The organism is Actinosynnema sp. NPDC050801 (assembly GCF_040673975.1).
Classification (GTDB): domain Bacteria; phylum Actinomycetota; class Actinomycetes; order Mycobacteriales; family Pseudonocardiaceae; genus Actinosynnema.
In genome coordinates this window covers 321,281-341,430 of record NZ_JBFAQZ010000005.1, presented here as the reverse complement: position 1 = coordinate 341,430, position 20,150 = coordinate 321,281, and the positions used below count along the sequence as shown (strand labels likewise).

16 protein-coding genes are annotated in these 20,150 nt (G+C 72.0%); 9 read left to right on the top strand and 7 right to left on the bottom strand.

Annotated features, from left to right (window positions below; translation table 11 throughout):
* Window positions 1–6: 6 nt before the first annotated feature.
* The gene (locus AB0K14_RS14255) at window positions 7–2,544 is read right to left on the bottom strand and encodes an ABC transporter permease (RefSeq protein WP_360450646.1); all 2,538 of its coding nucleotides are present in this window, start codon (window positions 2,542–2,544) and stop codon (window positions 7–9) included.
* Complete coding sequence (locus tag AB0K14_RS14250; protein ID WP_360450643.1) at window positions 2,544–3,302, bottom strand: ABC transporter ATP-binding protein; 759 nt, start codon at window positions 3,300–3,302, stop codon at window positions 2,544–2,546. The genes AB0K14_RS14255 and AB0K14_RS14250 overlap by 1 nt, the downstream gene beginning before the upstream one ends.
* Before the next feature lie 485 nt (window positions 3,303–3,787).
* On the opposite strand from AB0K14_RS14250, the gene AB0K14_RS14245 reads away from it, so the two are divergent.
* On the top strand, window positions 3,788–4,132 hold the full coding sequence (locus tag AB0K14_RS14245; RefSeq protein WP_360450641.1) for a DUF742 domain-containing protein: 345 nt from the start codon (window positions 3,788–3,790) through the stop codon (window positions 4,130–4,132).
* Here the strand turns inward: AB0K14_RS14245 and AB0K14_RS14240 are convergent.
* From AB0K14_RS14240 to AB0K14_RS14230, 3 genes are all read right to left on the bottom strand, one after another.
* Window positions 4,085–4,993, bottom strand: a complete 909-nt coding sequence (locus AB0K14_RS14240) for an NAD(P)-dependent oxidoreductase (protein ID WP_360450638.1) — start codon at window positions 4,991–4,993, stop codon at window positions 4,085–4,087. The genes AB0K14_RS14245 and AB0K14_RS14240 overlap by 48 nt on opposite strands.
* 272 nt (window positions 4,994–5,265) lie before the next feature.
* The gene (locus tag AB0K14_RS14235; RefSeq protein ID WP_360450635.1) at window positions 5,266–6,000 is read right to left on the bottom strand and encodes a zf-HC2 domain-containing protein; all 735 of its coding nucleotides are present in this window, start codon (window positions 5,998–6,000) and stop codon (window positions 5,266–5,268) included.
* A gap of 4 nt (window positions 6,001–6,004) precedes the next feature.
* Window positions 6,005–6,568 carry a sigma-70 family RNA polymerase sigma factor gene (locus AB0K14_RS14230; protein ID WP_360450632.1) on the bottom strand — a complete coding sequence of 188 codons (564 nt, stop codon included), beginning with the start codon at window positions 6,566–6,568 and terminating at the stop codon, window positions 6,005–6,007.
* Between the two features lie 178 nt (window positions 6,569–6,746).
* Here AB0K14_RS14230 and AB0K14_RS14225 point away from each other — a divergent pair, with 178 nt between their 5' ends.
* From AB0K14_RS14225 to AB0K14_RS14195, 7 genes are all read left to right on the top strand, one after another.
* Entirely contained in the window at window positions 6,747–7,325 is a 579-nt protein-coding gene (locus AB0K14_RS14225) for a hypothetical protein (RefSeq protein ID WP_360450629.1), read from the top strand.
* 12 nt (window positions 7,326–7,337) lie between these two features.
* Window positions 7,338–8,090 carry a DUF4142 domain-containing protein gene (locus tag AB0K14_RS14220; RefSeq protein ID WP_360450626.1) on the top strand — a complete coding sequence of 251 codons (753 nt, stop codon included), beginning with the start codon at window positions 7,338–7,340 and terminating at the stop codon, window positions 8,088–8,090.
* Between the two features lie 221 nt (window positions 8,091–8,311).
* Entirely contained in the window at window positions 8,312–9,151 is an 840-nt protein-coding gene (locus AB0K14_RS14215) for a ferredoxin (protein ID WP_360450623.1), read from the top strand.
* On the top strand, window positions 9,148–10,971 hold the full coding sequence (locus tag AB0K14_RS14210) for an FAD-dependent oxidoreductase (protein ID WP_360450621.1): 1,824 nt from the start codon (window positions 9,148–9,150) through the stop codon (window positions 10,969–10,971). Before AB0K14_RS14215 ends, AB0K14_RS14210 begins: the two co-directional genes overlap by 4 nt.
* A gap of 250 nt (window positions 10,972–11,221) precedes the next feature.
* A complete protein-coding gene (locus AB0K14_RS14205) occupies window positions 11,222–11,944 on the top strand; it encodes a D-Ala-D-Ala carboxypeptidase family metallohydrolase (protein WP_360450618.1) in 723 nt (240 codons plus the stop codon).
* 245 nt (window positions 11,945–12,189) lie between these two features.
* Window positions 12,190–16,599, top strand: a complete 4,410-nt coding sequence (locus AB0K14_RS14200; RefSeq protein ID WP_360450615.1) for a protein kinase — start codon at window positions 12,190–12,192, stop codon at window positions 16,597–16,599.
* 4 nt (window positions 16,600–16,603) lie between these two features.
* Window positions 16,604–17,407, top strand: coding sequence for a hypothetical protein (locus AB0K14_RS14195; protein WP_360450612.1), 804 nt, complete (start codon window positions 16,604–16,606; stop codon window positions 17,405–17,407).
* 149 nt (window positions 17,408–17,556) lie between these two features.
* Here the strand turns inward: AB0K14_RS14195 and AB0K14_RS14190 are convergent, their stop codons facing one another.
* The gene (locus AB0K14_RS14190) at window positions 17,557–18,945 is read right to left on the bottom strand and encodes a serine protease (protein ID WP_360450609.1); all 1,389 of its coding nucleotides are present in this window, start codon (window positions 18,943–18,945) and stop codon (window positions 17,557–17,559) included.
* Entirely contained in the window at window positions 18,945–19,586 is a 642-nt protein-coding gene (locus tag AB0K14_RS14185) for a hypothetical protein (protein WP_360450606.1), read from the bottom strand. Before AB0K14_RS14185 ends, AB0K14_RS14190 begins: the two co-directional genes overlap by 1 nt.
* Before the next feature lie 114 nt (window positions 19,587–19,700).
* On the opposite strand from AB0K14_RS14185, the gene AB0K14_RS14180 reads away from it, so the two are divergent.
* On the top strand, window positions 19,701–20,150 hold the full coding sequence (locus AB0K14_RS14180) for a YkvA family protein (RefSeq protein WP_360450603.1): 450 nt from the start codon (window positions 19,701–19,703) through the stop codon (window positions 20,148–20,150).

Below are 20,150 nucleotides of genomic sequence, written 5' to 3'. Positions count from 1 at the left end.
CCCGCGTCACTCGTAGGAGACGGCCTGCAGGACGTTCAACCGGGCGGCGCGGATCGCGGGCAGGATCGCCGCGACCACGCCGACCACGGCGGCGATCAGGAGGTAGCTGCCCAGCTGCGCCCACGGAATGCCGAGGTCGGTGAACCCCTGGTCCGCCAACGCCCGGACCGCCGCGACGCCCAGCGCGGTGCCCACCACCAGGCCGAGCAGCGCACCGAACACCGAGATCACCACCGACTCGACGGTGATCATCCGCATCACCTGCGCGCGGCGCATTCCGATCGCCCTCAGCAGCCCGAGTTCACGGGTCCGCTCGATCACCGACAGCGCCAGCGTGTTGATCACACCGAGCACCGCGATGAGGATGGCCAGGGCGAGCAGGATCTGGATCATGATCAGCACGGTGTCGAGCTGCGCGGCCTGCTGCTCCGCGTACGAGCCGAGATCCTGCACGGACACCTCGGGGTTGTCGGCGAACAGCGGCTCGATGCCCTTGCGCAGGTCGGCGACGTTCACGCCGGGGTCGGCCTTGATGAACGCGCTGCTGATCTGCGGCAGCGCGAGCTCGTCGACGGCCGACCGGGGCAGGATGACGGCGTCGGTCATGACCACGCTCTTGGCCAGCACGAACGCGACCGTGTAGGTGCGCTGCCCGCCCTTGGTCGTCTGCACGGCCGCCGTGCTGCCCTGGCGGAGGTTCAGCGCGGTGGCGGTGGCCTCGTCCAGGCCGATCTCGCCGTCGCGGAGGTCGGCGATCGTGCCGCTGGTGGTGCTGAGCCCGAAGATGCGCTCCATCGCGGGCACGTCGGTGACCAGCGTGCCGAACTTGACCTGCCCGTCGATCAGGACGCGGTCGTTGTACCAGCCGAACCCGGTGTCCACGCCCGGTGTGGCGAGCACCCGGTCCATCCGGTCGGCGGTGAACGTGCCGCCGTTCTGGCCGTTGGTCGCTTCGCCGGAGATGATGAGGTCGGCCTTGATCTGCGTGTCGGCGACCTTGGTGATGCTGGTGGTGGCGGAGGTGAGCACCACGCTCACGCCGGTGATCAGGGCGATGCCGACCATCAGCGCGGCGGCGGTGATGGCGGTGCGGCGGGGGTTGCGCGCGGAGTTGCGCCGGCCGAGCGTGCCGGGCACCGACCAGGCGAGCAGCTTGCCGATCACGGACACGACGGGCCTGCTGATCAGCGGCGTCAGCAGCGCGACGCCGACGAACGAGACCAGCAGCCCGGCCATGATGAGCCACAGCGTCCCGTCGGCGAAGCCGAGGCCGAGCATCCCCCCGCCGACCAGCGACAGCGCGCCGCCCGCGACGGTCAGCTTGGTCAGCGGCCGGTCCGGGGTGGCGGCCTCGCGCAGGGCGGCGACCGGTGCGATGCGGGAGGCGCGCACGGCGGGCAGCAGCGCCGCCAGCACGGTGACGACGATGCCGACCGCGAACGACGAGATGATCGCCGAGGAGGGCACCGAGATGCCCGCGAGGTGCAGGCTGCCGCCACCGAGGGTGCTGAACAGGTTCGCCAGCAGGGCACCGACGCCGATGCCCGCGCCCAGGCCGACCACGGCGGCGACGAGGCCGATGACCACCGCCTCGATCACGACGGAGGCGATCATCTGCTTGCGGCTCGCGCCCATGGCCCGCAGGAGCGCCAGTTCCCGGGTGCGTTGCGCGACGATGATGGAGAAGGTGTTGAGGATGATGAAGATGCCGACGAACAGGGCGATGCCCGCGAAGCCGAGCAGCACGTAGTTGAAGAACGCGAGCCCTTCGCCGATCTCGTCGGCCGACTCGCTCGCCAGTTGCTCACCGGTCTTGGCCTGGTAGGCGTCGCCCAACTGGGCCTGCACGCGGTCGCGCAGCACGGCTTGTGACACGCCCTCGTCGGCCAGCACCGTGATGGTGCTGTACGCGCCGGGGGTGCCGAGCAGGAGCTGTTGGGCCGCGGTCTCGGTGAACGCGGTGGTGAGCTCGCCGCCCAGGGAGTCGCGGTTGCCGGGGTAGCCGAAGATCCCGGCGACGGTGAAGGTGCGCTTCGGTTCCAGGGTGAGCACGGACATCTGCTCGCCGACCTGGAAGCCGCCGGTCTCGGCCAGGTAGGCGCTGATGGCCACCTCGTCGTCGCGTCGGGGTGGTGTGCCCTCGCGCAGTTCCTCCTGGCCGTCGTCGCGCCAGGCGATGCCGACGCGTGGCGCGCCGGAGGTGGTGAGCACCTTGCCGTTCTCGCCGATGGGTCGGGCGGAGCCGGCGACGTCGCCGACCGCGCTGCGCACGCCGTCGACCGACGCGACGGTCTTGACGTCGTCGGCGGTCAGGGTGCCGGCGAGCGCGGCCTCGGGGTCGTCCTCGTCGACCTTGGGCCGCACCGCGACCTGGACGTCCACTTCGGAGTAGACGGAGGCGAAGAGGTCCTTGAACGAGCGGTCCAGCGTGTCGGTCAGCACGAAGGAGCCGGACACGAACATCACGCCGAGCACCACGGCCAGGCCGGACAGGACCAGCCGCAGCTTGCGTGCGAGCACGCTCTTGAGCGTTGCCTTGAGCATCAGGCCACGACCAGCCGGTCGTCGTCGTCGAGGGACTTCATGGTGTCGAGCACGGCGGCGGCGGTGGGTTCGTGCAGCTCGCGCACGATCCGGCCGTCGGCCAGGAAGATGACGCGGTCGGCGTAGGAGGCGGCGTTCGGGTCGTGGGTCACCATGACGACGGTCTGGCCGAAGTCGCGGGCCGAGCGCTGGAGGAAGCCGAGGACCTCGGCGCCGGAGCGCGAGTCGAGGTTGCCGGTGGGTTCGTCGGCGAACACGACGTCGGGTCGGGCGACCAGGGCGCGGGCGCAGGCCACGCGTTGCTGCTGCCCGCCGGACAGCTGCGTCGGCCGGTGCGTGAGCCGGTCGCGCAGGCCGACGGTGTCGATCACCACGTCGAACCAGTCGCGGTCGACCTTCCGGCCGCCGATGGCGAGCGGGAGCGTGATGTTCTCCTCGGCGGTGAGCGTCGGCAGCAGGTTGAACTGCTGGAAGATGAAGCCGACCTGGTTGCGGCGCAGGTCGGTGAGGGCCTTGTCGCCCAGGCCGTCGACCCTGGTGCCGCCGATCCACACCTCACCGGAGTCGATCACGTCGAGTCCGGCCAGGCAGTGCATGAGCGTCGACTTGCCCGACCCGGACGGTCCCATGATCGCGGTGAACCGGCCGCGGTCGAACTCGACGCTCACCCCCGCGAGCGCGGTGACCGCGGCTTCCCCCGTGCCGTAGGACTTCCACACGTCCACCGCTCTCGCGGCGGCCCCTGCCTTGCCCGTCACCGGTCCTCCACCCCTCTGCCCGGACGGCGCTCGCCGTCACGGGAGCAAATGTGGCGGATCGGCGGGTGGCGGCGCGTCGGGAATGACCCCGGAATCGTGGTCGGGGTATTTCCCGGAGGCGGTTGCGGGATCTCCGCACCCCAATCCCCGCGAAGTGTTCCTCGGAGTGGGCGTGATCGAGAATCCCGCGACGATCAGGTGGACCCCGGCGATCGCCGCGGACGCCCGTCCGCGGCGATCGGGAGCCGAACGGCGGGCGAACGGGAGGTGAAGCGACCCGATCATCCGACGCCTGCGCACAGGCCCGGCACGGCCTCGGACACCGCCCGGAAGCGACCGGGCACAGACCGTCGCGATGACACGCCGACTCTCCCACATGCCGGGAAAACCGAGACAGGAGCGGTGATCACTCGTAGGGTCTACCGGCGTCAGCGAACCTGACGCCGCGCGACCAAGATCAACGCCGACCGCTTTGAGGAGCTGGTGTGTCGACCCTCCGGGTGCGCCCCTACACCAGAACCGGCGGGCGTACTCGCTCCGCGACGACGCTGGCCATCGAGACCATCGTGACGACGAACGAAAGGGCGGCGCGAGACGCCCTCACGTCAACTGCGGAACACCGCGTGATCAGCGATCTGTGCCGCAATCCGCATTCCGTCGCGGAAGTGGCGGCGACGTTGCGATTGCCGCTCGGCGTGGTTCGCGTGCTGTTGGCGGATATGTCGGACATGAGCCTGATCAACGTGCACGAGGGTCACGCGATCGACGACAAGGGCCGGCCGTCACTGGAGTTGATGGAACGCGTCCTGATGGGGTTGCGCCAGATCTGAGCGTTCCCGCAAGGCGTGCACGACGGCGATCATGTCCTCCTTGTCGTGGCCGAGTTCCACCGCCCGGGTGAACAGGGCCAGGCACGCGTCCAGCAGCGGTGAGGCGACCCCGGCGGCACGGGCGGCGTCGGCGATCAGCTGGTTGTTCGTCAGCACGTCGCGGGCCGCCGCCTGGGCCTCGAAGTCGTCGGCGAGGAGCTTCGAGGCCTTCGCGCGGGACACCTTGCTGGCCATCGGGCCCTTGTCCAGCACCTCGACCAGAGTGCCGAGGTCCAGGTCGTGCCGTTCGGCGAAGTGGAACGCCTCGGCGATGCCGGTCGTCATGGTGATCAGGAACAGGTTCACGGCCAGCTTCATCAGCAGGGCGTGGGGCGACTGGCCGCAGTCCACCACCTCGGCGCACATCGGCGCGATCACCTCGCGCACCCGGGCCACGGCCTCGGGGTCGCCCGCGAGCATGGCGACCAGTTCACCGGCCTCGGCCGGGCCGCGCGAGCCGGAGACCGGGGCTTCGACGTAGTCGCCGCCGGCGGCGCGGACGTCGGCCGCGAGGCCGCGCGAGTAGCCGGGGGACGTCGTGCCCATGTGCACGACGGTGCGGCCGTTGACGTGGTCGGCGAACCGTTCCGTGCCGCGGTCGAGGACGGCGTCGATCGCGCCCTCGTGGGCGAGCATGAGGATCACGACCTCGGCGTCGGCGAACACCTCGGCCGGGGTCCGCGCGACCCGGGCGCCCGCCGCGCGCAGCGGCTCCGTCCGGTGCGGCGAGCGGTTCCACACCACGAGCGGCCGGCCGGACCGGGCCAGGTTGAGCGCCATCGGCTGACCCATGATGCCGAGACCGACGAAACCGACCTCCACCGAGACCTCCTCACACGACGGCACGGCGCCGTCCCCTGGCGGGATCCAACGCCGTGCCGGTGGTGCCGGTCTTGAACGGTGGTGCGCCGCGCGCGTCCTGAGCGTTGAACTCGGGGGTCCTGAACGTAGGACACGCGCGTTCTGAACGTAGGACACGCGCGTTCTGAACGTAGGACACGCGCGTTCTGAACGTAGGACACGCGCGTTCTGAAGGTACGACTCGCGCGTTGTGCAGGTAGGCCGGGTGGGGTGGGGGTGGAAAGGGGTGGGGGTTAGGAGGTTGGTAGGCGGACCAGGGTGGCGCCTTCTTTGGTGTCGCGCACGACGAACTCGGAGATGTCGTGCCAGCGCATGCCCACCGAGGCCTGGAGGGTGACCGGGTCCTTGCTCGGACCCGACGCCGTCACCAGCCACGAGCCGATGACCATCGCCTCGCCCGTGCGCGACTTCGCCACCAGCTCGCACCGGGTGGGCCCCTTGGCGCCCTTCACCTCGACCTGCAACGACGTGCCCCACGGCTCGGGGCTGGCCGAGAGCCGGGCGAACACGCCGGTCGCGGGATCGGTGCGGGTGATGGTGCCGGAGGCGTCCGGGGCGCCCTTCGCCACGTTGGACTGCTCCGGCACCGCGGGTGTGGACGAGGAACCGGCGACCGAGTCGGACGGTGCGGCGACGTTCACCGACACGACCGCGGTCACCGCGATGAGCACCGCCGCGGCGGCGGCGGCCAGCAGCGCGACGTTGCGGCGCTTGCGCGCCCTGGTTTCCGAGACCGAGTCCAGCATCGCGCGCACCGAACGGCCGTCGGGCCGCTCCCCCGCGTTGGCGCGCAGCATGCCGTTGGCGTCGGCCTCGTCGAGCAGATCGGGCAGTTCGGCGAAATCGCGCAGGTCGAGCGCACATCGACGGCATTGGGCGAGGTGGTTCTCGAACGCGTCGACCTCGTCCTCATCGAGGACACCGAGGACGTACGCCGCCACGTCGATGTGGTTCGGCAGCGAAGTCACCTGTTCAGCCCCGATCCTGCAAAGCACGCCGCAGGGCGCGAAGCGCGTAATACACCCTGGACTTCACCGTGCCGGGCGGTACCCCGAGCACCGCTGCGGCCTCCCCGACGGTCCGATCCCTCAAGTACGTCTCGAGAATAGCCTCCCGGTGTTCCTCCGTCAGTCCGTTCATCGCTTCGGCTACGACTATGGCCGCCAGCGTGCGGTCCGCTTCGTCCCGCTGCGGGGCCTCGTCGGACGGCGTCAACTCCGACTCCTGCGGTCGGACGCTCCGCTTGCGACGGTCGTCGATGACCAGCCGCCGGGCGACGGTGAACAGCCAGGAGCGCAGCAGGACGGGGTCCCGCTCCAGCTTCTCGGCGTTGCGCCACGCCCGTACGAGCGTCTCCTGGACGATGTCCTCTGCCCACTGCCGGTCGCTGCCGGTCAGCCTCATGGCATGCCCGAGCAGCGCGCTGCCGAACTCCTGGTAGAGCCTGCGGATCAGCTCGTCTTCCAGACTCAAGTCCGGCCAACTGTGATCTCTTTGGGGGGAAGTGCTGCGTCTGTGCCGCGCCACGCCGAGCATCCAAGCGCGCCGGAGGCCGCCGCGTCGAGGGTTTGGCCGCAAAAAAAGTCGTTGATTTGTTCGTGAACCGTCATCGCATCGTGTCCGTACTCCACGGTATCCGCTTCAAAGGCTCGGACCCGGTCTCGCCGGTCCTTAGGCCTTTCGGCGGACCCGCCAGCAGGAGAAAGGACCAAGGATGCGAAGTCGACGTTCGGCGAAGGCGTTGCTGCTGGCTCCGGCGGCAGCGGCGTTGATGCTGGTCAGCGCGTGTGGCGCGGCCGGGATCAACAACGCTGCCAACCAGAACCCCGCGGCCGGCGCCGGTTCCGGTTCGACGACTCTCCAACAGCAGCCGGAATTCGGCAAGGAGCCGCACCAGATGCTGTCGGCCACCGAGTCGAAGCAGGTCGGGTGGTTCGTGGCGGACGCGGGCGGCTTCGCGCTGTACCGCTACGACAAGGACACCGCGAAACCGGCGAAGTCCAATTGTGACGGCGAGTGCCTGAAGATGTGGCCGCCGGTGCTGGTCAGCGACCACACCATGACCTCGGGCGTCGACCCGACGCTGGTGGGCTCGGTGGCCCGCGCGGACGGTAAGAAGCAGGTCACGCTGGCCGGCTGGCCCCTGTACCGGTACGCGGGCGACAAGAAGGCGGGCGACCTCGCCGGGCAGGGCAAGGGCGGCGCGTGGTTCGCGGTGACGCCCGAGGGCAAGAAGGCGCAGGCCAACGACGGCGCCGCGCCCGGCCAACCGTCCACCGGCGACGGCTACTAGGACGAGAACCCCATGTCAGCCAAGCGTTTCGCGGCGGTCGTGCTGGCCCTGAACCTGCTGGTGCTGCCCGCGTTGCCCGGTGTGGCGCACGCCGACGACCCGCCCGGTGCGGGGCCGGTGGAGCAGACACCCCTGGGCCCGATCACCGCTTCGGACAAGGAGCTGCTGGTCAAGGTGCGGCTGGCCGGCCTGTGGGAGATGCCCATGGGCGAGGAGGCGCAGACCCGTGCGGCCAGCACGCGGGTGAAGGAGGTCGGCGCGCAGTTGGCCAGTGACCACACGTTCCTCGACGAACGGGTGGTGCGGCTGGCGTCCCAGATGGGCGTGCCGCTGCCGGACGAGGCCAACGCCGACCAGCAGTCGTGGATGGCGGAGATGCGGTCCCGCACGGGCGCGGCGTTCGACGACTCGTTCGCCAACCGGCTGCGCGCCGCGCACGGCTCGATCTTCCCGGCCATCGCGGCGGTGCGGGCCACCACCCGCAACGAGGCGATCCGGCAGTTCGCCCAGGTGTGCAACCAGATCGTGCTCAAGCACATGACCCTGTTGGAGAGCACCAACATGGTCACCGACATGGGCCTGTCCAAGCCGGTGGCCGCCGGTGCGGCGCCCGCGGCGGCGGTCGACGCCGACCCGGTGCGCGCGGCGGCGCAGATCCCGTCGGACGGCCCGAGTCCCCTCGTCGTGCTCCTCATGTGCCTGGCAGGCGCGGTGGTGACGATCGGGATCCTGCGCCTGCTGCGGCCTCGCGGCAACGTCAAGTGAGAGGAGGTGGTTCGCCAGGTCTGAAAACGCACTCGCACCTACAGCGCGTCTCCCATCGCGCGGAGACTTCCACACCCTCGAACCCGCCCGGCAGGTCGTGACCACTCCTGCGCGGCCGGCCGGGCGGGTCGGCCCCCGAGGGCCGGCCCCGCGGGGTCGGCCACGGGTCGACCCCTCCCACCGCCTGCGAGTTCTCTCCCGCCATCTCGGAGGTAAGACCAGTGCTCACCCAGGTTCCGCTGCTGATCGCCCAGGCGACCGGCGGCGACCACGACGCCGGAGTGCGCCACGTCGCGCAGATCTCGGCGCGTCTGGCCTACGCGACCATGTGCGCCACCCTGTGCTGGGGCGTGCTGATCGCCACGGGCTGGGCCAACAAGATCTCCGGCAGACAGGGGCTGCGCAACAGCCACATGGTGCTGGCGACCATGGCCCTGACGTTCGGGTCGCTGCACGCCATCTCGTTCACCCTGTTGCAGCTCGGCGCGTTCTCGTACTTGAAGGTCCTGGTGCCGTTCTACGACGGCGGCCTGTTCCGGCACGCCCTGGGCACCCTCGGCCTGGAGATCATGCTGACCATCGCGGTCACCGCGGGTCTGCGCAAGAAGGTCTACTACCGCAAGTGGCTCAGGCTGCACCAGCTGGCCTACGTCGCGGTCACCGTCACCGTGGTGCACTCCTGGTTCGGCGCGATCGCGAACGGCAACCTGGCCGTGCTGTGGCTGGCCGGCCTCACCATCCTGATCCCCACGGCGACCATCGCCATCGCCCGCTTCCTGCCGCCGGACTGGCTGGTGCGGCTGGGCATGCTGGAGCCGGAGCCCGGTTTCGAGCCCGAGCCGGACGGCGCGGGCGGCAGCGCGTTGGACATCAGCGTCGACAACGAGCGCTGCCACCGCTACGGCATCTGCCAGGCCGAGGCGCCCGGGTTGTTCCAGTTGGTCGACGACGAGCGCCTGCGGTACGAGCGCAGGCCACCACCTGAGCAGTTCGCCCAGGCGCGGGCCGCCGCGCGTGCCTGCCCGATGCGGGCGATCGAACTGCGGGAGCGTGTGCGGTGAAGAACGAGGAACGCGTGGTCATCGCGGGTGGCGGGTTGGCCGGGCTGCGCGCGGGCGAACGGCTGCGGGAGCTCGGCTTCCGCGGCGAGATCGCCATCGTGAGCGCGGAACGGCACCTGCCCTACCACCGGCCCGCGCTGTCCAAGGAGGCCATCAACGGCGAGCTGATCGCGTCCGACCTGCGGTTGACCATCAGCCGGGAGCTGGACGCGGTGTGGCGGCTGGGCACCGCGGCCACGCACCTGGAGCCGGACCGGCACGTGGTGGGCTTGCCCGGCGGTGAGGAGCTGCGCTACGACGGGTTGATCATCGCGACGGGCGTCGAGCCGCGCCACTTGGCGGGCGCGCCGCGCCAGGACCCGCGCATCCACGTGCTGCGCACGGTGGACGACGCGATCGCGATCAAGCAGGCGATCAACTCCACGCAGGGCCTGATCGTGGTCGTCGGCGGCGGCCTCATCGGCTGCGAGATGGCCGCGTCGGTGAAGATGATGGGCCGTGACGTGGCCATCGTGAGCCGGTCGTCCACGTTGCTGGGCAACGCGGTCGGCAAGAACATCGCCGACACGGTCACCGAGGCGCACCGGGTGCGCGGTGTCCGGATGGCGATGGGCGTGAAGATCCGGCACTGGGTGCGCCAGGCGGGTGGGGTGGCGATCCACCTCTCCGACGGGCAGGTGTTCTTCGCCGCGGTCGTGGTGATCGCGGTGGGCGCCTCGCCGTCGATCGCCTGGCTGCGCGGGTCGGGTCTGGTGCTGGAGGACGGTGTGCTGTGCGACCCCACGTGCCACGTGGTCGGCGGGACCGACATCGTGGCCGCGGGTGACGTCGCGCGGTGGCCGAACCTCCGGTTCGGAGGGCAACCGCGTCGGGTGGAGCACTGGCTCAACGCGGTGGAAATGGGGCGGGCGGCCGCGGAGAACCTGTTGGCGGGCAGGGAGAATTCGCGGCCGTTCACCCCAGTACCCCGGTTCTGGACCGAGCAGTACGGGATGCGCATCCAGGGGTCCGGGCTGCCCGCGATGGGCACGGACACCACGACGTTGGCCGGTTCGCAGAAGGACCACCGGACCATCACCGGGTTCATCAACGACGGCCGCCTGGTCGGGATGGTGGGGTTGGACGCGCCGACCGCGATGATCAAGCTGTCGACGGAGCTGTGGCGGCACAACCGGGTGACCGACAATGGGCCGCAGCGGCGTCGCCCGCAGCAGGTGCCCCAGCAGGACCCGGTGGCGATGAACCCGCCGCCCGCCCCACCGGTGCTACCGGCACCGCCTGCGCAACCGGTGCCGGTCGCGGCGGCCGGTCCGATGGCGGCGCCGAACCGGATCCAGGAGTCGGTGCGGTTCGAGGCACCACGCACCGAGTCGGTCCGGTTCGAGGCGCCGCGCCCTGAGTCGGTCCGGTTCGAGGCGCCACGCACCGAGTCGGTGCACTTCGAGGCGCCGAGGCGGTCCCAGCCGACGCGGTCGGAGCAGTCGATGCGGTTCGAGGCCGTGCGGTCCGAGGCGTTGCGACTGGAGAACGCCCTGCTCCAGGAAGCGGTCCGGTCCGGGGTCGCGCGCTCGGACTCGGCGCGCTCGGAACCGGCACGTTCGGAACCGGCACGCGGCACGTCGGCAGGCGCGGAATCCGTGCGCGCCCAGCCGGGACCGAACCACATGCAGTTCTCGGACCCGGTCGAGCTGGCCCGGGTGCCGCGCCAGCAGCAGGAGTCCCAGCCGCTGCCCATCCCGCCCTCGCACGCGCCGGTGGTGCGCTCGCGGTCGCACACGCGGTCGCTGGCCCGCACCGGACCGAAGGCCAGACCGCGGTGACGCGTCACCTGGACGCCGTGTCGCCGTAACCCGGATCGTCGAACATCCGGTCCAGGACGAAGGGAAGTCGGGTCACCGCCCCGCCCGCGGTGGCCCGACTTCGCGGCACCGAAGGCTCGTCCCGACGCGACCCGCCCGTTCACAAACTGTTCTTGATGTGTGAAATATTCGGACATCGAGGACAGATTGACGCAAGTTTACCTCTCCGCCAGGCTCCAGAGCCGTCCCCCAACCCGGTCTGGAGGTCCCTGTGCTCCGACTAGTTTCCTATCTGGCGTCGTTGGCGCTCGTCGCCGTGGTGCTCGTGACTGGTGGTGGTACGGCGCAAGCCGACGGCTGCTACACGTGGAACCGAACCCTCTCCTCGGGCGCGTCCGGCGAGGACGTGCGGCAGTTGCAGATCCGGCTGTCGGGCTACCCCGGCTACGGCGCGGTGCTCGGCATCGACGGCCAGTTCGGCCCGGCCACCAGGTCGGCCCTCGTGCGCTTCCAGCAGGCGTACGGGCTCGGGGCGGACGGGGTGGCGGGCAGCGCGACGTACTCGCGGCTCTACGCCCTGCAGGACGACGACTGCACACCGGTCAACTTCTCCTACGCGGAGTTGAACAACTGCAACTCCACCTGGGGCGGCGGCAAGGTGTCGGCGGCGACCGCGAAGTTCAACGCCCTGGTGTCGATGTGGAAGCTCCAGGCGATGCGGCACGCGTTGGGCGACCAGGCGATCCGGGTGACCAGCGGGTTCCGCAGCATCGCGTGCAACGACGCGGTCGGCGGCGCGTCCGACTCCCGACATCTCTACGGCGACGCGGTCGACCTCGGCGCCGGACCGCACTCCCTGTGCCGGCTCGCCCAGCAGGCCCGCAACCACGGCTTCAACGGCATTCTCGGCCCGGGCTACCCGGGTCACGGCGACCACACCCACGTCGACCACCGGGGCAGCCGCTTCTGGTCGGCGTCGGCCTGCGGCATCTGACCGATCCGGCAGGGCGCGACCCCGGCGTCCGCGGGTTCACCCCTCGCCCCGCGGGCGCCGCTCCCCGGACCCCGCCGGCACCCCCCTTCGGCCGGCGGGGTCCGACGCGAGGAACCGCGGGCCGCGGGCGGGCGTCCCACACCCGTCCGGGGCCCGCGGCACACCCCTTCCGGTCGGGGTCGAGCGCGGATCACCGGGCAGGCGCGGCCGAGTAGGGTTGGGCGGGCTCAGGGTGAGGGGGCGCTATGGGGGCGCGGTCCGGCTTAGCGGACTTCGGGCGGTACGAGATCCGCGACCTGCTGGGGCAGGGCGGCATGGGCGTGGTGCACCGCGCCTACGACAGCGCCAACGACCGGGTCGTCGCGCTGAAGCGCCTCGCCGCCTCGGCCACCGACCACGAGTACCGCGCCCGGTTCCAGCGCGAGTCGCGCATCGCCGCCGGGCTGCGCCACCCGAACGTCATCCCGGTCAACGACTTCGGCGAGATCGACGGCCACCTCTTCCTCGACATGATGCTGGTCGAGGGCACGGACCTGCGCCGCGCGCTCGGTGGGGGCGAGGTGGACCCGGTGCGGGCGCTGGAGATCCTCGCGCAGGTCGCCGCCGCGCTGGACGCCGCCCACGAGCGCGGCCTGGTCCACCGGGACGTCAAGCCGTCCAACATCCTGATCACCGCCGAGGACCACGCGTACCTGGCCGACTTCGGCATCGCGCGGGAGACCTCGCCCGAGGCCACCGCGCTGACCCGGTCCGGCGACCTCATCGGCTCCTGGGACTACATGGCGCCAGAACGCCTGTCCGGCGGCGCGGTCGACGGCCGGTCCGACCAGTACTCCCTGGCCTGCGTGCTGTTCGAGTGCCTGACCGGCAGGCTGCCGCACCCGGCCACCGACCCGGCCGCGAAGGTCGCCGCCCACCTCCTGCAACCGCCGCCCGCGCCGTCGGTGTTCAGCCCGACCGTCACCCCCGGGCTGGACGCGGTGGTCCTGCGCGGACTGGCGAAGGACCCGGCACGGCGGTTCGAGTCGGCCTCGGCGCTCATCGCCGCCGCCCGGACCGCCGCGTACGACGGTGACACCGCACGGGCCGCCCGGCCCACCTCGCCCGGCCAGGAGGGCGACCAGGGCCGGTTGGTGCGCGCGGTCCTGCGCTCCGCCAACAGGCCCCGCGGCCCGCGCACCCGGTCGCAGGTCACCCCGTACCCCGGTCTGAGCGGGTTCGAGCGGGCCGACGCCGACCTGTTCCACGGCCGCGAGCACGTCGTCACCGAACTGCTGGTCCGGTTGGCCGAGCAGGTCGGCGGCGGCGAGCCGGTGGTGGTGGTCGGCGCGTCCGGCGCGGGCAAGTCGTCCGTGCTCAAGGCCGGTCTGCTGCCCGCGCTGAGCTCGGAGGGCGACGACACGTGGCCGCAGGTGGTGTTGACGCCGGGCGTCGACCCGGTGGGCAACCTGGCCGCCGCGATGGCCGCGCACACCCCGGTCGGCGTCGCGGAGTGGACGCGGCTGATCTGGGAGACGCCGCTGCGGTTCGGCGAGTTCTGCGCCGGCCCGACGCGGCCGGTGATCGTGGTCGACCAGTTCGAGGAGGTGTTCAACGCGCCGGAGGCGGCCCGGTTGGCCTTCGCCACGGCCCTGACCGCCGCACGCCCGGCGCTGGTCGTCCTGGCCGTGCGGGCGGACCTGCTGGACCGGTGCATCGAACTCGCGCCGCTGCGCCCCGCGCTCGCCGCGCCGGTGCTGCTGGGGCCGCTGGACGCCACCGGGTTGCGGCAGGCGATCGTCAGCCCCGCCAAGGACTTCGGCGTCGAGGTGGAACCCGGCCTGCCCGAGCGGATGATCGCCGACCTGGGCGTGCGCGGTGAGATCGGCTACGACCCCGGCGCGTTGCCCCGGTTGGCGCACGCGCTGCGCGAGTCGTGGCTGCACCGCGACGGCCCGGTGCTGACGCTGGCCGCCTACCGCCGTGCGGGTGGCATCGACGGCGCGGTGTCGCGCACCGCCGAGGAGATCCACGCCGCGCTCGACCCGGCCGGGCGGCAGGCGTTGCGGGCGATCCTGCTGCGACTGGTGGCGGTGCTGGACGACGGCGCCGTGGTCCGGCGGCGGGTGGACCCGCGCGAGTTCGCCGTGCAGCGGCACGTGCTGGACCGGTTGATCGCGGCACGGCTGGTGACCGTGGACGGGTCGGGCGCGCGGCTGAGCCACGAGGCGTTGTTCACCGCGTGGCCGCGGCTGCGGGACTGGATCGAGGAGGACCGCGCCGGCCTGGTGCAGCACCGCCGGTTCACCGACTCGGTCCGGGTCTGGGTGGAGTCCGGGCAGCACGACGACGACCTGTACCGGGGTGTCCGGTTGGCGTCGCTGAGCACCTGGTTGGAGTCGGCGCGGGACCGGGTGCGGTTGCAGCCGGTGGAACAGGAGTTCCTCGCCCGGTCGACCGCGGCCGAGCACGCCGGTCAGCTGGCGGCACGGCGGCGCACGAACCGGTTGCGCGGCCTGGTGGTGGCGCTGAGCCTGCTGCTGGTGATCGCGTCGGTGGCGGTCGTGGTGGCCACGCGGTTGCAGCAGTCGGCGCAGGCCGAACGGGACCGCGCGGACACCGGCCGGCAGCAGAACCTGTCGCGGCAGCTGGCGGCGGAATCGGCGCTGGCCAGGACCGTGGACCCGCGGCGGGCGGCGTTGGCGGCGTTCGGCGCGTGGCGGGCGAGCCCGACCGTCGAGGGGCGCAGCGCGCTGCTGTCCGCGAGCACCGACGCCTACCGCGGCCGGATGACCGGGCACGTCGGCGCGATCAACGCGCTCGTGGTCAGCGGTGACGGGAAGACCGCGGCGTCCGGCGGCCGGGACGGCACGCTGCGGCTGTGGGACGTGCCCACGCGTCGTGAGCTGGCCGTGCTGGACGACAAGGGCGGCTGGTACCGCACGGCGGCGATGAGCGCCGACGGCCGGCTGCTCGCGACGGCCGACCCGACCACGTCGAAGGTCGAGCTGTGGGACGTGCCGGCACGCAAGCGGGTGTTCACCGTGCCGGGCGAGGCCGTCGACACCGCGCTCTCCCCCGACGGCGGCACGCTGGTCGCCTACACCGATCGCGGTGTGGTGGTGTGGGAGACGGCGGGGTTCACCGAGAAGGCGGTGTTCACGGCGGCGCCCTCGATCCGGATGGCGCTGCTGCCCGACCCGGGGCTGATCGCGTTGACCAACGGCAACGACGTCGTGGTGCACCGGGCGAGCGACGGCGCGGTGGTCGCGAACCTCACCGGGCACACCGGCGAGGTGAACTCACTGGCGTTCGCGCCGGACGGCGGGCTGCTGGCCACCACCGGCATGGACGCGACGATCCGGTTGTGGGACACCGCGACGTGGGCCACGCGCAAGGTGGTGACCTCGCCCGAGGTGGGGTTGAGCTCCGTCGCGTTCACGCCGTCCGGCTCGGCCGTGGTGGCGGGCGCGGTCGGTGCGAGCGTCTACTCGTGGGACACCGCCACCGGTGACCTGCTGACCCAGTACGCAGCCGGTTCGGTGACCACGTTCGGCGTGGCGATGCCCGCCGACGGCCGCACGCTGCTCAGCTCCGACTCCACCGGCGTGATCACGGTGTGGTCCTACCAGCGGACGACGTTGAGCCGGCGCGACTCCGCGCTGCTCAGCGCGGCCTTCCAGCCCGGCGGGGACCTGCTCGCCACCACCAGCGGCAACGGCGTGGTGCGGCTGTGGGACCACCGGAACTCGAAGCTGGTCCACGAGCTGGCGGGTCACGGCGACCACGCCTACGACGTGGCGTTCAGCCCGGACGGCACCGAGCTGGCCACGGTGGACGTGGACGGCCTGCTCGTGGTGTGGAAGGCGGAGACGGGCGCGGAGGCCCGCCGGTTCTCCCGGCCCGGCACGGAGTTCACCGCGGTGCGGTTCAGCCCGGACGGCAAGACGATCGCCGTCGCGGGCCGCACCCCGACCGGGTCGAAGGAGGAGCGCGACGAAACGCTCCTGTTCGACGCCGCCGACCTGGAGCTGGTCAACCGCCGGGCGACGGCGCAGGAGCCGCGCAACACACCGGTCAACGGTGTGGAGCCCAACTACCCGACCGGCGTCTCGTTCAGCCCCGACGGCCGCACGCTGGCGGTGACGTTGGCGGGCGGGCGGATCGGGCTGTGGGACCTCGTGGACCCCGGCTCGGAGTGGAGGATCCTGCCCGGCCACGACAGCATCGCGATCGACGTGGAGTTCAGCCCGGACGGCTCCGTGCTGGCCACCGGCGGCGGCGACCGGCTGGTGCGGCTGTGGCGGATCAAGGACGGCGTCGAGGTCGGCAGGCTCACCGGCAACGACTCGCCGGTGCGCCGGGTGGCGTGGAGCCCGGACGGCCGGACGCTGGCCACCGCGAGCCAGGACACCGTGCTGCGCTTGTGGGAGGTCGACGGCGCGAGGCAGTTGGCACGGCTGGACCGACACGGCGCCGAGCTGAACGACGTGGCGTTCCACCCGGACGGCGAGCTGGTCGCGTCGGTGAGCGCCGACGGCGCCGCCCACCTGTGGGACCTCGTGCCGGACCGCGCGGTCGAGGTGCTGTGCGGTGCGCTCGACCCGGCGACGCTGGCCGAGGAGTGGCAGGCGCTGGGACCGGACCGGGGCGACCCGCCCCGGTGCCCGGAGTAGCGCCGTGCCGCGGGTGGTGGTGCGGGGCGCGGGGCTGGCCTCGGTGGTGTTGGGGCCCGGCGAGTCGTTGCTATTCGGGCGTGCGCCGCACGGTGTGGTGGGTCCGGCCGGTCCCGGTCGGGTGGTGGTGGCGTTGCCGGACTGCGCGCCGCACGTGTCGCGGCTGGTCGGCGAGCTGGCCGTCGGCGCGGACGTGGTGTCGTTGACGTGGCTGGGCGCGGGTGAGGCGCAGCTGTCGAGCCTGTTCGACGCGCCGGGCGGGGCGCGGCGGGTGATCCTGACCCGGTCGGCGGCGGCGTTGCTGGACGCCGGGGAGAACCAGCTGGTGCTGCTGCGGGGCAGGAACGGTGGCGGCGACGGGTTCGCCGACCTGCTGATCACCCTCGACGTGGAGCACTCGCCGATGACGCCGGAGGTGCCGTTCGGGTCGGTCGGTGAGGACACGCGGACCGGTCCGGGGCTGGTGCGCGGCGGGCGGGACTGGTTCGTCGCGCTGGCGCTGTGCGAACCGTGGCTGGTGGGCGCGGACGACTACCCCCGGCCGCCGTCGAACCGGGAGATCTTCGAACGGGTCCTCGAATGGCACGGCTACGCGTGGAACCTGCACCGGCCGCAACGGGTCGACGACGCGATCCGCGCGATCTCGGCCATCGCCTTCGGCGCCGCCGACGACCCGTTCCTCGCACCGCACGCGGGCCGCCTGCAGAACACCAGGTTCGCCGTGGCCCGCCGCGCCGCCGAGGTCCGCCTCGTCACCGCCGCCGACCTGACCGAAGCCAACCGCACCGCCAGATCCCGCAACCCCTAACCCCGCGTGTCCAACGCTCAGAACGCGCGTGTCCTACGTTCAGAACGCGCGTGTCCAACACTCAGAACGCGCGTGTCCTCCGTTCGCGTCGCGCGAGTCCTACGTTCAGGACGCGCGAGTCGAACGCTCAGGACCCCTGAGTTCAACGCTCAGGACGAGGGTTGCGGCGTCGTCGGTCCGTCCTCCTGCCGCTCCACCTTGACGGTGTCCGCGGCCGCCGGCGGCGGCACGACGGGTGCCACCTGAACCGGGATGCCGAACGGCGGCGTGTCCACACCGGACACCACCGGCGGAACCGGCCCGGGGACCGGAACCGGCCCAGGCGGCGGCACGGCACCGGCGGACGACTGCCGCCTGCGGGCCAGTGCGATCGCCGTGCCCGCGGTCGCGGTCGCCACCGCCACACCGGCGCAGAGCACCGCGAACCCGATGAGCAGCATCGAGCCACCTCCAGCCGACCCACCGCGATCGACCGCCGACCGCCGGTACTCCGTGGCCGGCAGGTGACCGGGCGACGCCGCCAGCACGTCGTCGAACCCCTCCACCGCACCGTCGAAGTCCTCGGCGAAGTAGCTGTCCAACGCGGCCCGGTACGCACGGTCGTGCGCGCCCGGCTCCGCCTTGACGTCCTTGCCCGCCAGCACGTCCAGCAGCGTCGACGACGCGGCGGCGAAGTTGAACGACTGCGTCTCCCCCGGCGACCCCTGGCTCACCAGACCGACGACCCGCCCCTCCATGTCCACCACCGGCCCGCCGCTCATGCCCTGCGTGGCCGCGGCGCTGAACTCGTAGAACGGCCGCTCGTTCTGCGTCCGCCGCGCCGACACCTGCCCGTTCTTGTTGCTCGGCTCCAGGCTCGGGTCGACCGCCGCGCTCGCCGAACCGGGGTACCCGATGGCCAGGATCGGCGTGCCGACCGCCGTCTGCTCCGCCCGGACCTCCAACGACGGCAGGTTGTCGCGCGGCACCTTCAGCACCGCCACGTCACCGTCGGTCGGCGCGACCAGGTCCACCACCGTGGCCGGCGCGATGTCGCGGATCGGACCGTCGCCGGTGGACTCCATCCGCTCCACCTGGATCGCGCGGTCGATCGGCCGGTCGGGGTTCGCCCCTTCGGCCACGGCGTGCTCGGCCATCTGCTGCTTGGCCTTCACCCGGTCACCGATCCGACCGACCGCCGCGAGGTCGGCGATCGCCGCGTCGAACAACACGCCCGCGCCACCCTGCGGTCCGGTGTGGACGCAGTGGCTCGCGGTGGCCACGTGCCCGTCCGGCCGGATCACCACACCGCTGCACGTCGCCTTCACCGCGTAGCCCTTCTCACCGCCGAACACCTCGCCGGTGCGCTTGTCGCGCACCCAGCCGTGCCACTCCACGGTGATGAACACGATGGCCGGCCTGGCGATGGCGGCGGCCAACTCCTCCGGGCTCGACGGCCGGCCGGCAACGGCAACGGCAGCAACAGGAGCGGCGGCAACAGGACCAGCGGCGGCAGCCATGAACGCCAGCAGCGCCACCGCCGTCAACACCGCCCGCATCAGCCGTACACCCCGGACGCGGCGGTGCGCACCCACGCCGACTGGAAGCCGAGACCCGCGTTGCTCTCCACGAGCTGCGTGCCCTGGCAGGCGTAGTCGTTCACCTCGTTCATCGGGCGGTCACCCGGCAACGGCTGCGTTTCGAGGAACCCGCGCTGGTCGTAGTACGAGAACGACGCCTCGGACCGGGTCCGGTTGCCGTAGGTGATCACCTTGTCCGTGGCGGTCCAGGTGAACTCGCTGAACCCCTGGCCCACCAACCGCAGCTGGTTGCCCTGGAACGTGCCGGTGAACACGACGTTGTCCATCCGCTCGGTCCCGGTGCCGTCGGGCCGGAAGTCGTAGGCCCGGCCGCTCACCGTGAACGGGATCGGGTCCTCGTTGGTGTAGAACTTGATCATCAACCGCTCGTCCACCGTGCGCCAGGAGCCGACCAGGCACAACGGCGCCCCGACGGCGCGGGAGGTGTCCTCCCGGGCGCTCGGCGAGGGTCGCCCGGCCGGCGCCTGGGCGGCCTGCCGGGGCCCGTCGTCCGCGAGCACCACGGCGGTCAGGCCGCCGGCCGCGAGGACCGCGCAGGCGGCGACGACGAACAGCGCGACGACGACCGATCTCGGCGGTAACCGGGGGGAATCGCTCACCGAGCCATCGTATTGATCGACCCGCCCGCGCCGCGCCCAGGTCGACGCGGAAGTTTCCGCCCCGTGACCCGGCGCCCGCCCGCACGAGCGGCCCGCCGCCACTACCATGGACGTGTGATCTTCCTCAGCGTGGTCCTCACCCTCGTCGGGCTGAGCACGCTGCTGTGGCGTGACGACGAGCTGATCGGCCTGCCGCCCGCCGTCGTCGGCTCCGGCCTGGTCGTGCTCGGCGTGGCGGCCGGTGTGCTGTGGGTCGTGCGCCGGCGCCGCCGGTGGGAGCGCAACGGCGAGCCGCGCCCGGTCGGCAACGTCGTGGACCGGGCCAGGGCGCTGCCCCGGCTGCTGCGCGAGCGCAAGGCCTACGGCCTGCCCACGACCACCCTGGCCACGTGGGGGTTCGCCGTCGCCTACCTGGTCTCCCCGATCGACCTGCTGCCCGAACTGCTGCCGCTGATCGGCGTCACGGACGACGCGGGCGTGGCCGTGTGGCTGCTCACCAGCGTGTCCACCGTCACGGGCCAGTACCTGCGGTGGGAGCGCGAGCGCCAGGCGAAGACCCGCTGA